Raw genomic sequence first — 14,017 nt, forward strand, 5'->3', positions numbered from 1 at the left:
TGGCATCGACCGAGGAGAGTCCCATGAAATCGACACGTCGCGTTCCAATCTGGCAATTGGCATTAGCCGCAACCGTTCTAGTGTCTGCTGCACAACATGCAGCGGCTCAGGAGACCAAGATCGTCCTGGGCATGTCGGGATGGACCGGCTTCGCTCCACTGACGCTCGCGGACAAGGCAGGGATCTTCAAGAAGAACGGCCTCAATGTCGAAATCAAGATGATTCCCCAGAAGGACCGTCACCTGGCGCTGGCCTCGGGTGCCGTGCAATGTGCCGCCACCACCGTGGAGACGCATGTGGCCTGGAACACCAATGGTGTGCCCATCGTGCAGATCTTCCAGATGGACAAGTCCTATGGCGCAGACGGTATTGCCGTGCGCAACGACGTCAAGAACTTTGCCGATCTGAAAGGTAAGACCGTCGCCGTCAGCGCGCCGGGTACGGCTCCCTACTTCGGTCTGGCCTGGATGCTGAACAAGAACGGCATGACCATGAAAGACATCAAGACCGTATCGCTGGAGCCGCAGCCTGCGGCACAGGCTTTTGTCTCCGGGCAGAACGATGCGGCCATGACCTATGAGCCCTACCTGTCCACGGTCCGCGCCAACCCCAGCGCGGGCAAGATTCTGGCCACCACCATCGACTACCCGATGGTGATGGACACCGTGGGTTGCGATCCCAAGTGGCTCAAGGCCAATGCGCCGGCGGCCAAGGCCCTGACCCAGTCCTACTTCGATGCGATCGCCATGATCAATTCCGACAAGGAAAAGAGCTACGAAATCATGGGCGCGGCCGTGAAGCAAAGCGGTGAACAGTTCGGCAAGTCGGCTGCCTTCCTGAAATGGTCGGACAAGGAAGCCAATCAGAAATTCTTTGCCAACGACCTGCTGCCTTTCATGAAGGAGTCTGCCGCCATCCTCAAGGAGGCCGGCGTGATTCGCAGCATTCCTGAGAACTACGGCGTCATGTACGACGCAAGCTTCATCAAGTAAGCGCAAAGAGGTTGCACATGGAAGCGGTATCACCTTCTATCAAGTCAGCGTCGCCCGCATCGGTTCAGGTGGCATCGCCTTCCGGACGGCCGGCTCGTCGGCGCTATATGGCCCCTCTGGAACCTGTCAGCCCCAAGGCCAAGTGGCTGCTCGGCACGGGCTTTTTTGCGCTTTTTGTGCTGATCTGGTCCGCCGTGACCTTTGGCGGCCTGGTGTCGCCGACCTTTCTTGCCAGCCCTCTGACGATGCTGCGCGAAGGCATTCTGCTGTTCACGGAGTTCGACTTTCACCATGACATCGGCATGACCGTATGGCGTGTCATGGGGGGCTTCATACTGGCCAGCGTCGTGGCCGTTCCGCTGGGCATTGCCATGGGGGCCTGGAAGCCCGTGGAGGCGTTTTTCGAGCCCTTTGTCTCATTCTGCCGCTACCTGCCCGCATCGGCCTTCATTCCGCTGCTGATCCTCTGGGCCGGCGTGGGCGAAGCACAGAAGCTGCTGGTCATCTTCATCGGCTCGGTGTTCCAGATCACCCTCATGGTGGCCGTGACCGTGGGCGGTGCACGCAAGGATCTGGTTGAGGCCGCCTACACCCTGGGTGCCAGCAATACCGGCATCGTCAAGCGGGTGCTGATTCCCGGCGCTGCTCCTGGCATCGCGGAAACCCTGCGCCTGGTTCTGGGCTGGGCCTGGACCTATGTGATCGTCGCCGAGCTGATCGGCTCGTCCTCCGGCATCGGACACATGATCACCGACAGCCAGGCGCTGCTCAATACCGGACAGATCATCTTCGGCATCATCATCATCGGGCTTATCGGTCTGGTGTCGGACTTCATCTTCAAAACCTTCAACCGTCGCATGTTCGAATGGAGTTCCCTGTGATGAACCAGCTGTCCATTCAAGGCGTTTCGCGTACCTTCACCAGCCACAAAGGTGTCAGCACCCAGGCGCTGCTGCCGGTGGATTTCGAGGTCCGGGAGAACGATTTCGTGACCATTCTCGGGCCCTCCGGCTGCGGCAAATCGACGATGCTGCGCATTGTTGCGGGTCTGGATTTTCCGACGACGGGGCAGGTGCTGCTGGACGGGAAACTGGTGCAGGAGCCCGGCGCCGACCGCGGCATGGTGTTTCAAAGCTATACCTTGTTTCCCTGGCTGACCGTAGCCCAGAACATTCGCTTCGGGCTGCGCGAGAAGGGCGCAAGCGAAGCCGTCCAGAAAGAGCGCAGCGACTACTTCATTGCCAAGGTGGGTCTGCGCGGGTTCGAGAATCACTATCCCAAGCAGCTGTCTGGAGGCATGCAGCAACGCACGGCGATCGCGCGTGCGCTGGCCAACGATCCCAAGATCCTGCTCATGGACGAGCCCTTCGGTGCGCTGGACAACCAGACCCGGGTTCTGATGCAGGAGTTGCTGCTGGGCATCTGGGAGGCCGAGCGCAAGACGGTGATGTTCGTGACCCACGATATCGATGAAGCCATCTTCATGGCCAATCGCGTGGCCGTGTTCAGCGCGCGTCCGGGCCGCATCAAGGCAGACATCCCGGTCCATCTGCCGCACCCGCGCCACTACACCGTCAAGACCTCGCCAGAGTTCATGGAGCTCAAGGCCCGGTTGACGGAAGAGATTCGCGCCGAGTCACTGGCTGCGGCTGCTCACTGAGGCCTGCATCATGAATGTCCGAGACCCTGCCCAACGCAAAACGGCTCCTGCAGCCCAGATGCCGCTCGCGTTGTACCAGCAGGTCAAGGACCATGTGCTGCGCAAGATCGGCGACGGCTCGCTGGCGGCCGGCGCGCGTGTGCCTTCCGAGCAGGAGCTGGTCAACGAGTTCGGCGTGGCGCGCATGACGGTGAACCGCGCGCTGCGCGAACTGGCCGAGCAGGGCGTGATCGTGCGTGTGGCGGGAGTGGGCTCCTTCGTGGCCGAGGAAAAGCCGCAATCGACCCTGCTGCGCATTGCCAATATCGGTGAAGAGATCACCCAGCGCGGTCACGATCATCGCTTCGAGCTGCTCGATATGCGCCGCGAGTCCGCCTCGCCCGAAGTCGCCGCGGCGCTGGACCTGGCGGTCGGCGCCTCGGTCTTTCACCTGCACGGCGTGCACTTCGAAAACGAGCTGCCGGTCCAGATCGAAGACCGCTATGTGAACCCCCGCCTGGTCCCTGACTTCATGGACCAGGATTTCTCTGCCGTGCAGCCCTCGGTCTATCTGGTGCGCAATGTGCAGTACGACCAGATCGAACATGTGGTCGATGCGATCTTGCCGACGGCCGAACAGGCCCGGCTGCTGCAGATGGCTATCGACCAGCCTTGCCTGATGCTCACGCGCCGTACCTGGTTGCGCGGCGTCCCTATCACCTGGGTGCATTGCGTGCATCCAGGCATGCGCTACCGACTCGGTAGCCGTTTCCGAACCGATTCAGTGCACGGCGGCTGATCCCGGCCAGGCTCTTGAATCCCTCAGTACGTTTTTGTTTCTCTTGACTGTATAGACAGGTATAGCCATGAACACTACCACCACCCAAGAGCTCTCGAACTCCGAACTGGAACTGCATCCCGGCGAACTCACGCTGGCTCAGCTGCGCCGCATTCAGGACGGCGGCGTGCAGCTCAGCATGGCGCAGGCCGCCTATGCCGCCATGCGCAAGGCCGAGGCGCATGTGCAGCACATCGTCGATGAAGACCAGGTGGTCTACGGCATCAACACTGGTTTCGGCAAGCTGGCTTCGACCAAGATTGCCCATGAGCGTCTGGCCGAGCTGCAGCGCAATCTGGTGCTTTCGCACAGCGTGGGCACGGGCGAGCCACTGCCGGATCATGTGGTGCGTCTGGTGCTGGCCACCAAGGCCGTGAGTCTGGCCCGCGGGCATTCGGGAGCCCGCACGGCGCTGGTGGACGCGCTGCTGGCGCTGGCCAATGCCGATGTCCTGCCCGTGATTCCCTCCAAGGGGTCGGTGGGCGCTTCGGGCGATCTGGCGCCGCTGTCGCACCTGGCCTGCGTGCTGATCGGCGAGGGGCAGGCCAAGGTGGACGGCAAGATCGTCTGCGGCCGTGAAGCCATGAAACATATCGGTCTGGAGCCCTTTGTGCTGGGTCCCAAGGAGGGGCTGGCGCTGCTGAATGGAACCCAGGTCTCCACCTCGCTGGCGCTGGCGGGTCTGTTCCAGGCCGAAAGCGTGCTGGCCGCAGGCCTGGTGGCCGGCTGCCTGACGCTGGAAGCCATACAGGGCTCGATCAAGCCCTTCGATGCGCGCATTCACGAGGCCAGAGGCCAGCAGGGACAGATTGCCGTGGCGGCCGCCGTGCGCTCGCTGCTGGACGGCAGCGCCATCGACCCCTCGCACCCCAATTGCGGGCGCGTGCAGGATCCCTATTCCATCCGCTGCGTGCCGCAGGTCATGGGCGCCTGCCTGGACAACCTCAGCCATGCTGCGCGCGTGCTGGTCATAGAAGCCAATGCAGCCTCGGACAATCCGCTGGTGTTCGACAACGGCGACGTGATTTCGGGCGGCAACTTCCACGCCGAACCCGTGGCTTTCGCCGCCGACATCATGGCCCTGGCGATCGCCGAAATCGGCGCCATCTCCGAGCGTCGCATGGCCTTGCTGCTGGACACCGGGCTGTCGCGCCTGCCGGCCTTCCTGATCGAAGACAGCGGCGTCAACTCGGGCTTCATGATCGCCCAGGTCACGGCGGCCGCCCTGGCGGCCGAAAACCAGTGCCTGGCGCACCCGAGCAGCGTGACCAGCCTGCCCACATCGGCCAACCAGGAAGACCATGTCTCCATGGCCACCTATGGCGCGCGTCGCCTGGCCGACATGGCCAGGAACACGGCGGTGATCGTGGGCGTGGAGGCCATGGCCGCAGTCCAGGGCATGGACTTCGACCGCCGTCTCAAGAGCTCGCCGCTGATCGAGGAGCAGTACGCGCTGATCCGCAGCCAGGTGCCTTATCTGGACAAGGACCGCTACCTGGCCCCCGATATCGAAATCATGCGTCTGTGGGCGCTGGAAACCGCCTGGCCCGAGGTGTTGCAGAACATCCTGCCAAGCACGGAGCGCTAAAACTGCTGCCTACAACCCTCATCGCAAAAATCGCCGGTGCCTCAGGCCAGGGGGGGCAAGCAAGTGCCTCAGCCGGCCGCGCCGCCTCGCAGCGAGGGCGCCGTCCCCTTGGGGGAAAGCGGCGCAGCCGCTCAGGGGGATCAAAAACTTCCCGCGAATTGGTAGCGCGATGCCGGGTGCCACAGGGCCGAAACCGAGGCCACCTGGCCCTGGGAGCGGGTTCTGCGGCGCAGCACCAGGCAGGGTTCGGTGACCTCCATGCGCAAAAGCTCCGCCACCTCTGGCGTGGGCATGCTCGCTTCGATGGAGAAATTCACGCCCTGCAGCGGAGCCACGCGCACCAGATAGGCATTCGGCGTCTGGCTTGCAAAGTCCTGGCTCAGATAGTCGGGAGCCACGGCCGGGTTCACATAGCGGTCTTCGACCTGGATGGGGACATCGTTTTCGAAGTGCACGACCACGGAGTGAAACAGATGGGGGGCGGCGTTCAGCTCGAACTGGCGCAGCAGGGCGGCGTCGACCTTGCAGCGCTCGAGCCGCTGCAGCTCCCCCCGATGGCGGTGGCCGCGAGCCGCGATCTCGTCGGCGATATTGCGCAGCTCGACCAGGGTGGCCTGGTACTTCTGCTGGGCCACGAAAGTGCCCGAGCCCTGGACACGCGTCAGTGTCTTTTCGTCGCTGAGCTCGCGCAAGGCACGGTTGACGGTCATGCGCGCCACATTGAACTGCTTGACCAGCGCGGCCTCGCTGGGAATGGCCTGGCCTTCCTGCCATACGCCACTGTGGATCTGCTGCAGCACATGGTCTTTGATGCGCTGGAACGCAGGTACGGCGGCGGTGGTATCGGTTCGCGACATAGGGTTTGTTTGGATTAGAAAAGCTGTCTAGATGATTGACGTTGGCAGGAGTAAATCACAAAATTCGTATAGACAACTTTATGGAAATTACTGAAAGTTGTTCGGACATATAAGAGACATCCAGAGGGATTGACGGAGCAATTTCATGAGTATTGATACAGCAACGCTGGGTTCCTCTGGCGCCATCGAGAGCAGAACCATAGACATGGTTCCGGAGAGCGAGCGCCACGGCACGCCCTCCAGCCAGTTCACCCTCTGGTTCGGTGCCAACATGCAGATCACGGCGGTGGTGGACGGCGCCCTGGCCGTGGTGTTCGGCGCCGAAGCTATGACCGCCATCCTCGGTCTCCTGATCGGCAATATTCTCGGCGGCATCGTCATGGCGCTGCACTCGGCCCAGGGGCCGCGCCTGGGTCTGCCCCAGATGATCTCCAGCCGCGTGCAGTTCGGCGTCAAGGGCGCAGCCCTGCCATTGGTGCTGGTGATCCTGATGTATGTGGGCTTCGCCGCCACGGGCACCGTGCTCTCGGGCCAGGCCATCAATCTGATGTTCGGCTTTCACAGCCCCGCGGCCGGCATCATCATCTTCGGCGCGCTCACGGCCCTGGTCGCGGTGGTGGGCTACCGGCTCATCCATGTGGTGGGGCGCATCTCCACCGTGGTCGGCATTCTGGGCTTTGGCTATCTGGCCTGGCAGCTGTGCCATCAGTTCGATGTGGTCTCGGCGTTCGGCCAGAAGCCTTTCACCTGGGCCAGCTTTCTCACCGCCATGGCTCTGTCGGCAGGCTGGCAGATGACGTTTGCCCCCTATGTGGCCGACTATTCGCGCTATCTGCCCACCAGGACCTCGACCGCCGCCACCTTCTGGACCACGTTCGGCGGCAGTGTCATCAGCTCGCAGCTGGCCATGAGCTTCGGTGTGCTGGTCGCAGCCCTGGGCGCCAACTTCATCAAGAACCAGGTCGGCTTCATGGGCCAGCTGGCTGGCCCGCTGGCCGTGGTGATCTATCTGGTCATCGTCACCGGCAAGCTTACCGTGAACTGCCTCAACGCCTATGGCGGCTTCATGACCGTGCTGACAACGGTCAGCGCCTTCAACCGGAAAACGCAGTTCACCGCGACATCGCGCCTGCTCTACATCCTGGGCTTTGTGCTGGTGACGGTGCTGGTGGCCCTGCTGGCCAGCTCCAACTTCCTGGCCACCTTCAAGAATTTCGTGCTGCTGCTGCTCACCGTGTTCGTTCCCTGGAGCGCCGTCAATCTGGTGGACTACTACCTGGTCTCCAAGGAAAAGGTGGACATCCCGGCGCTCTATGACAGCCAGGGCCGTTATGGCGCCTACAACTGGACGGCCCTGTCCTGCTATGTGATGGGCGTTGCGGTGCAGATTCCCTTCATCAACCAGGCCATGTATGTGGGCCCGCTGGCCAAGGCCATGAACGGCGCCGACATCTCGTGGATCGTGAGCCTGATCGTCACCTCGCTCGTCTACTACCCGCTGGCCAGGAAAAGCATGAACGTGCCCGGCCAGATGATCTACCCCAGCCCGGCTCCTGCCGCGACCACAGGCGCAGACAGGAACTTTGCTGGTGCCACTTACGCCGTGCAAGCCGGCTGAATCCTCCCACCCATTCTTGAAGGATACGACCATGAACGCCAACGACGCCATCCTCAGCGCGGCCAAGCAAGACCCCCGCTACGACGCCAGCCGAGAAATCCGCGCTCCCCGCGGCAGCGAGCTGCACTGCAAGAACTGGCTCGCCGAAGCGGCCTACCGCATGATCCAGAACAACCTGGACCCGGATGTGGCCGAGAACCCCAAGGCGCTCGTCGTCTACGGCGGCATCGGCCGCGCGGCCCGCAACTGGGAGTGCTATGACGAGATCCTGGCCCAGCTCAAGAAGCTCGAGGCCGACGAATCGCTGCTGATCCAGTCGGGCAAGCCGGTGGGCGTGTTCAAGACCCACCCCGATGCGCCGCGCGTGCTGCTGGCCAACTCCAACCTGGTGCCCAAGTGGGCCAACTGGGAGAAGTTCAACGAGCTCGATCAGAAGGGCCTGTTCATGTACGGCCAGATGACGGCCGGCAGCTGGATCTACATCGGCGCCCAGGGCATCGTGCAGGGCACGTTCGAGACCTTTGTCGAGGCCGGTCGCCAGCACTACAACAACGACCTGACCGGCAAGTGGATTCTCACGGCCGGCCTGGGCGGCATGGGCGGTGCCCAGCCGCTGGCCGGCGTGCTGGCCGGTGCCTGCGTGCTGGCCATCGAATGCAAGCAGTCCAGCATCGACTTCCGCCTGCGCACCCGCTATGTGGACAAGCAGGCCAAGGACATCGACGATGCACTGGCCCTGATCAAGCATCACACCGAAAAGGGCGAGGCCGTCTCCATCGCCCTGCTGGGCAATGCGGCCGAAGTCCTGCCCGAGCTGGTCAGGCGCGCCAAGGCCGGCGGCATCCGTCCCGATATCGTGACCGACCAGACCTCCGCCCATGATCTGATCAACGGCTATCTGCCCGTGGGCTGGACCGTGGAGCAATGGAACGCCGCTGCGGCCGATCCCGGTCAACATCCCAGGCTCAAGAAGGCCGCCGCCCAGGGCTGCGCCCAGCATGTGCAGGCCATGCTGGACTTCCAGGCCATGGGCATTCCCACGGTGGACTACGGCAACAACATCCGCCAGGTGGCCCTGGACGAAGGCGTGAAGAACGCCTTCGACTTCCCCGGCTTTGTGCCCGCCTACATCCGCCCCCTGTTCTGCGAAGGCAAGGGCCCGTTCCGCTGGGTGGCGCTGTCCGGCGACCCCGAGGACATCTACAAGACCGACGCCAAGATCAAGGAGCTGTTCCCCGAAAACAAGCACACCCACCGCTGGCTGGACATGGCCAAGGAGCGCATCGCCTTCCAGGGCTTGCCATCGCGCATCTGCTGGCTGGGTCTGGGCGAGCGCCACAAGGCGGCCCTGGCCTTCAATGAAATGGTCAAGAACGGCGAACTCAAGGCGCCCATCGTGATCGGCCGCGACCACCTGGACTGCGGCTCGGTGGCCAGCCCCAACCGCGAGACCGAAGCCATGAAGGACGGCACCGACGCCGTCTCCGACTGGCCGCTGCTCAACGCACTGCTCAACACTGCGGGTGGCGCCACCTGGGTCAGCCTGCACCACGGCGGTGGCGTGGGCATGGGTTACTCGCAACACGCTGGCGTGGTCATCGTGGCCGATGGCACGGACGAGGCTGCGGCCCGCCTGAACCGCGTGCTCTGGAACGACCCCGCCACCGGCGTGATGCGCCATGCCGATGCAGGCTACGAGATTGCCGTGCAAGCGTCCAAGCGCCATGGCTTGAATCTGCCGATGGTGAAGTAACGTCGTCCCCCCTGAGCGGCTGCGCCTAGGCGGCCCCGCCGCTTCCCCCCCAGGGGGACGACGCCCTTTGCTGCGGGGCGGCCCTTGCTGGGCGTCCCGCACCTGGGGCATGCTTGTTTTTAGAGCTTCGGCTTCACTCACAACAGTCTTCGATGCAACGCTTTGACCTGAACCAGATTGCGCCCAGCCCGTGGAAGAACGGGGGCGGCAGCACGCGCGAGATTGCCTGCTGGCCGCAGGGCGCGGGCATGGACAGCTTTGGCTGGCGCGTGAGCGTGGCCAGGATTGCCCAGGCCGGCCCGTTTTCGGCGTTTGCGGGCATAGACCGGCAGATCATGCTGCTCGATGGCGACGGGGTGCGGCTGCACAGCGCCCAGGCCGGGCTCGAGCATGCATTGACCGAGCGCTGGCAGCCGTTCGCCTTTTCGGGCGATATGGCGCTGGATTGCGATCTGCTGGGCGGCCCGTCCAGCGACTTCAATGTCATGACCCGGCGCGGACAATGGTCGGCCCGGCTGGAGCTGCTCGGCGGCCAGGCCGAGGCGGGGCTGAGCGCTGCGGGGCTTTGCATGGTGTTGCAAGGTAGCTGGAAATGCGCCGACGGGCGGATACTGCAAGCCGGTCAGGGGCTCTGGTGGAGCAGCGTCCGGTCCAAGGAGCTGCTGGTGGCGCAGGGCGAGGATGCCAGGCTGATCCTGGTCAGCCTGACAGCGCACACCTGAAACAGGAGCGGCTTGCGCCTTTGTACCGGACATTTCAGTGAAGATTGATCTGAAAAGTTAAGGGAGGCAAGCGCTGGAAGCTATGAAATCAGGAGTTTCATGGCCTGGACTGACATCATCGAACACGAGGAGCATCGCCATGGCGCAAGCTAATCACCATCCCGCAGTCTCCGCCGACGGCTGCTGGCAAAACCTGCGTCTGGCGCCGCAGCTGTATGTCTCCGAGGTGGCGGATATTCCCGAAGGTACGCTGGCCTGCATCGTGGTGCAGCAGGGCCGCATGGTCTGGGTGGGACCGCTGGATGCCATGCCTGCCCAATACCAGGCGCTGCCCAGGCACGATGGCGCAGGGCGCCTTGCCACGCCGGGCCTGATCGACTGCCACACCCATCTGGTCTATGGCGGCGAGCGCGCCAACGAGTTTGCCATGCGCCTGGCCGGTGCCAGCTACGAGGAAGTGGCCAGGGCCGGCGGCGGCATCGTCTCCAGCGTCAGGGCCACGCGCGAAGCGTCGGAGGACGAACTGGTGGCGCTGGCGCTGCCGCGTCTTGAACAGCTGCTGGCCGAAGGCGTGACGGCCATAGAGATCAAGTCGGGCTACGGACTGGCCCTGGAACACGAGCGCAAGCAGCTGCGTGCCGCAAGGCGTCTGGGCGAGCTGTGTGCCGTGACCGTGCGAACCACGTTTTTAGGAGCCCATGCGCTGCCGCCCGAGTATGCGGGCCGCAGCCAGGAATACACGGATCTGGTCTGTCAGGTCATGCTGCCGGCGCTGGCCGCCGAAGGCCTGATCGATGCCGTCGACGTGTTCTGCGAACGCATCGCCTTCTCGCTGGCCGAGACCGAGCAGGTCTTCCAGGCGGCCAAGGCATTGGGCCTGCCCGTCAAGCTGCATGCCGAGCAGCTGTCGAATATGGAGGGTGCAGCCCTCGCGGCCCGCTATGGCGCGCTGTCCTGCGACCACATCGAGCACCTGTCCGAGCAGGGCATCGCCGAGATGAAGAAGGCAGGCACCGTGGCCGTGCTGCTGCCCGGGGCCTTCTACACGCTGCGCGACACCAAAGTGCCCCCGATTGAGGAATTAAGGGCCGCCAAGGTCCCGATGGCCGTTTCTACCGATCACAATCCGGGTACCTCCCCGTGCTTGAGCTTGCTGCTCATGGCCAATATGGCTTGCACGCTGTTCCGTCTGACGGTTCCCGAGGCTCTGGCCGGCATTACCCGGCACGCGGCGCAGGCTCTGGGCCTGCAGGACGAGCAAGGCCTGATTGCCGTGGGGCGCCCCGCCAATTTCGTGCTCTGGCCCGTGCAGCGGGCTGCAGAGCTGGCCTACTGGTTCGGCAGCAAGCCTGACTGCACGGTGGTGCGCCAGGGCCTGATTGCACAGCAAGCCAAAGCCTGAATGCGGGGAGCGCGAAAGGTTGCTGATGTCTCACGAACAATTTCTCAATGAACTGATTTCCACCCTGGGCGCCGATGTAGCGCTGCGCGGCACGGACACGCCCGAGCGTTGTCGCACCGATTGGAGCGGCACGCCGCCCCGGCAGCCGCTGGCGCTGGTGCGCCCGCGCACCACGGAGGAAGTCAGCGCCGTCATGCGCCTGTGCAGCGCCCACAGGATTGCGGTGGTCCCCCAGGGTGGACTGACCGGGCTGGCCGGTGCCGCAGTCCCCATGGAGGGGGCAGTGGCCCTGTCGCTGGATCGCATGAACCGCATCGAGGACATCGATGCCCAGACCGGGCTGATGCAGGTGCAGGCCGGCGTCACCCTGCAGGCCGTGCAGGAGGCTGCCGTCGATGTCGGCATGGTGTTCGGCGTGGATCTCGGCGCTCGCGGCAGCTGCCAGATCGGCGGCAATGTCTCCACCAACGCGGGCGGCAACGGCGTGCTGCAGCACGGCATGATGCGCGAGCAGGTGCTGGGCCTGGAGGTGGTGCTGGCCGACGGCACGGTGCTGCCCATGCTGCGCCCCATGATCAAGAACAACACGGGCTATGACCTCAAGCAGTTCTTCATCGGTGCCGAAGGCACGCTGGGCATCATCACGCGCGTGCTGCTGCGCCTGCGTCCCGCGCCCCAGGCCACGGCCACGACGCTGGTGGCCATGCCCGATTTCGACTCGGCGCTGGCCGTGCTCAAGCGCATGCAATCGCGCTTCGGCAACAGCGTCGCTGCCTATGAGCTGATGTGGGACAGCTTTGTGCAGGCCTCCATGGCCTGGCTCAAGCTCGCTGCGCCTTTTGAACAGCGCTACCCCTTGCTGGCCCTGATCAATGTGGACGGCAAGGACGAGGCGCAGCTGCAAGGCGATGTGCAGCAGGTGCTCGAGGAAGCCATGGAAGCCGGCGAGGTGCTCGATGCCATCGTGGCCCAGTCGGGTGCCCAGGTGCAGCAGCTGTGGAAGCTGCGCGAGGCACCGGCCGAGCTCAACAACAATATGCATCCCGCCATCAACTTCGACGTGAGCCTGCCCCAGGCCGACATCGGCCGTTTTGCCGAAGCCTGCATGCAGGCCTTTGCCGCTCGCTGGCCAGGTCACCAGGCGCTGTACTTCGGCCATGTGGGCGACGGCAATCTCCATGTCTCGGTGGATGGCAAGACCGTCAACGGCGAATGCGAGCAGGTGGAGGCGCTTCTCTACCGCATCGTGGGCGAGATGCAGGGCAGCGTCTCCGCGGAGCACGGCATCGGCCTGCACAAAAAGCCTTTTCTCAGCAACAGCCGCACGCCCGCAGAGCTGGCGGCGATGCGGGCCATCAAGCTGGCCCTCGATCCCCTGGGCCTGATGAATCCCGGAAAGGTGTTCGATCTATGACGAATTCTCTGGTGGCCTCGCTGGCCCGTGCCCAGGTGCGCCCGCTGCCCGCATACAACGCCGGCCTGTCCAATGAAGCGGTACGGGCGCGCTATGGCGTGACCGATATCGCGCGACTGGCCAGCAATGAAAATCCCTTCGGTGCCAGTGCCTCGGTGCGCCGCGCGATTGCCGAGGTGGCCGACGATGTGGGTAACTATCCCGATGCCAACTGCACGGCCTTGCGCGAAGCCATTGCCGAGCGCACAGGGCTGCCCGCCGGGCGTCTGGTGTTCGGCGACGGCTCGGAAGACCTGATCAAGATTCTCTGCGAGGTCTTCCTCGCCCCCGGCGATCTGGTGGTGACCCAGCGTCCCGTGTTCGGCCTGCACGAAATCTATCCGAAGATGATGGGCGCGGAAGTCGAGCTCCTCGAGCTGAACGGGGAACTGGGCTTCGATCTGGGCGCCTGGTGCACTGCCGTGGCCAAGGCCCCCAAGATCGCCTTCCTGCCCAACCCGTCCAACCCCGTGGGCTGCATGATGGATGCGGCGCAGTTTGCGCAGGTGCTGGAGGCCACGCCCGCCAACACCGTGCTGGTGGTGGATGAGGCTTATTACGAATACGCGCTGCATGACGATGACTACCCCGATGTGCTGGCCATGCTGGACGCGCGGGTCGGACCCTGGATCGTGCTGCGCACCTTCTCCAAGGCCTGGGGCCTGGCCGGTCTGCGCGTGGGCTACGGCATGGCCGACAGCGCCGAGCTGGTGGGCCTGATGGACAAGGTGCGCTCGCCCTTCAACGTGAACATGGCGGCCCAGCGCGCGGCGCTGGCGGCCTGGAACGACCCTGCGCACATGCGCAGCGGCGTGGCCGCCACGGTGGCGCTGCGCGAAGATCTGCGCAGACAGCTGCTGGCGCTGGCAGGACCGGGCCAGCCGCTGCAAGGCCTGCGCATTGCGCCCTCGGTAGCCAACTTCCTGTTTCTCGACCTGGGCCGTCCCAATGCCCCGGTGACCGAGGCGCTGCTCAGGCAGGGCGTGATCGTCAAGCCCTGGAAGGAGTCCGGTTTCGAGCATTTCATGCGCGTGTCCATAGGCACCGAAGGCGACAACGCGCGTTTTGTTCTGGCTTTGCTCGCTGCGATGGAGCAGACTGAGCGCGTGACTGCATGAGCTGCGCGGTTTGATCTTTTTCGCTTCACAGAGACCA

General features: G+C 64.0%; 12 protein-coding genes. 11 read left to right on the forward strand and 1 reads right to left on the reverse strand.

Annotated elements, in window-relative coordinates:
* The first annotated feature begins 23 nt into the window (after window positions 1-23).
* The 5 genes from NOX35_RS00820 to hutH all read left to right on the forward strand — a co-directional run bounded on the left by NOX35_RS00820 (window position 24) and on the right by hutH (window position 5,057).
* A complete protein-coding gene (locus tag NOX35_RS00820; protein WP_182285257.1) occupies window positions 24-992 on the forward strand; it encodes an ABC transporter substrate-binding protein in 969 nt (322 codons plus the stop codon).
* A 17-nt stretch (window positions 993-1,009) separates the two neighbouring features.
* Window positions 1,010-1,873 carry an ABC transporter permease gene (locus NOX35_RS00825; RefSeq protein WP_198424707.1) on the forward strand — a complete coding sequence of 288 codons (864 nt, stop codon included), beginning with the start codon at window positions 1,010-1,012 and terminating at the stop codon, window positions 1,871-1,873.
* On the forward strand, window positions 1,873-2,652 hold the full coding sequence (locus NOX35_RS00830) for an ABC transporter ATP-binding protein (RefSeq protein WP_182285259.1): 780 nt from the start codon (window positions 1,873-1,875) through the stop codon (window positions 2,650-2,652). The genes NOX35_RS00825 and NOX35_RS00830 overlap by 1 nt, the downstream gene beginning before the upstream one ends.
* Window positions 2,653-2,662: 10 nt before the next feature.
* Window positions 2,663-3,430: a histidine utilization repressor gene (gene hutC, locus NOX35_RS00835; RefSeq protein WP_003059699.1), complete on the forward strand. Its 768-nt coding sequence runs from the start codon at window positions 2,663-2,665 to the stop codon at window positions 3,428-3,430.
* Window positions 3,431-3,497: 67 nt separating this feature from the next.
* Complete coding sequence (gene hutH / locus NOX35_RS00840) at window positions 3,498-5,057, forward strand: histidine ammonia-lyase (protein WP_182285260.1); 1,560 nt, start codon at window positions 3,498-3,500, stop codon at window positions 5,055-5,057.
* A gap of 140 nt (window positions 5,058-5,197) precedes the next feature.
* On the opposite strand, the gene hutC (NOX35_RS00845) is transcribed toward hutH, so the two are convergent.
* A complete protein-coding gene (hutC, locus tag NOX35_RS00845; protein ID WP_256495402.1) occupies window positions 5,198-5,914 on the reverse strand; it encodes a histidine utilization repressor in 717 nt (238 codons plus the stop codon).
* Between the two features lie 145 nt (window positions 5,915-6,059).
* On the opposite strand from hutC (NOX35_RS00845), the gene NOX35_RS00850 reads away from it, so the two are divergent.
* The 6 genes from NOX35_RS00850 (at window position 6,060) to NOX35_RS00875 (ending at window position 13,980) form a co-directional block, all read left to right on the forward strand.
* A complete protein-coding gene (locus NOX35_RS00850) occupies window positions 6,060-7,532 on the forward strand; it encodes a cytosine permease (protein ID WP_182285262.1) in 1,473 nt (490 codons plus the stop codon).
* A 31-nt stretch (window positions 7,533-7,563) separates the two neighbouring features.
* A complete protein-coding gene (gene hutU / locus NOX35_RS00855; protein ID WP_182285263.1) occupies window positions 7,564-9,285 on the forward strand; it encodes a urocanate hydratase in 1,722 nt (573 codons plus the stop codon).
* Window positions 9,286-9,437: 152 nt separating this feature from the next.
* Window positions 9,438-10,007, forward strand: a complete 570-nt coding sequence (locus NOX35_RS00860; RefSeq protein ID WP_256495404.1) for a HutD family protein — start codon at window positions 9,438-9,440, stop codon at window positions 10,005-10,007.
* Window positions 10,008-10,146: 139 nt separating this feature from the next.
* Window positions 10,147-11,409 carry an imidazolonepropionase gene (gene hutI / locus NOX35_RS00865; RefSeq protein WP_256495405.1) on the forward strand — a complete coding sequence of 421 codons (1,263 nt, stop codon included), beginning with the start codon at window positions 10,147-10,149 and terminating at the stop codon, window positions 11,407-11,409.
* 25 nt (window positions 11,410-11,434) lie between these two features.
* The gene (locus NOX35_RS00870) at window positions 11,435-12,823 is read left to right on the forward strand and encodes an FAD-binding oxidoreductase (RefSeq protein WP_256495406.1); all 1,389 of its coding nucleotides are present in this window, start codon (window positions 11,435-11,437) and stop codon (window positions 12,821-12,823) included.
* Window positions 12,820-13,980, forward strand: coding sequence for a histidinol-phosphate transaminase (locus tag NOX35_RS00875; protein ID WP_256495407.1), 1,161 nt, complete (start codon window positions 12,820-12,822; stop codon window positions 13,978-13,980). The genes NOX35_RS00870 and NOX35_RS00875 overlap by 4 nt, the downstream gene beginning before the upstream one ends.
* Window positions 13,981-14,017 lie beyond the last annotated feature (37 nt).

Source organism: Comamonas sp. C11, from assembly GCF_024496285.1.
GTDB lineage: Bacteria > Pseudomonadota > Gammaproteobacteria > Burkholderiales > Burkholderiaceae_C > Comamonas > Comamonas testosteroni_F.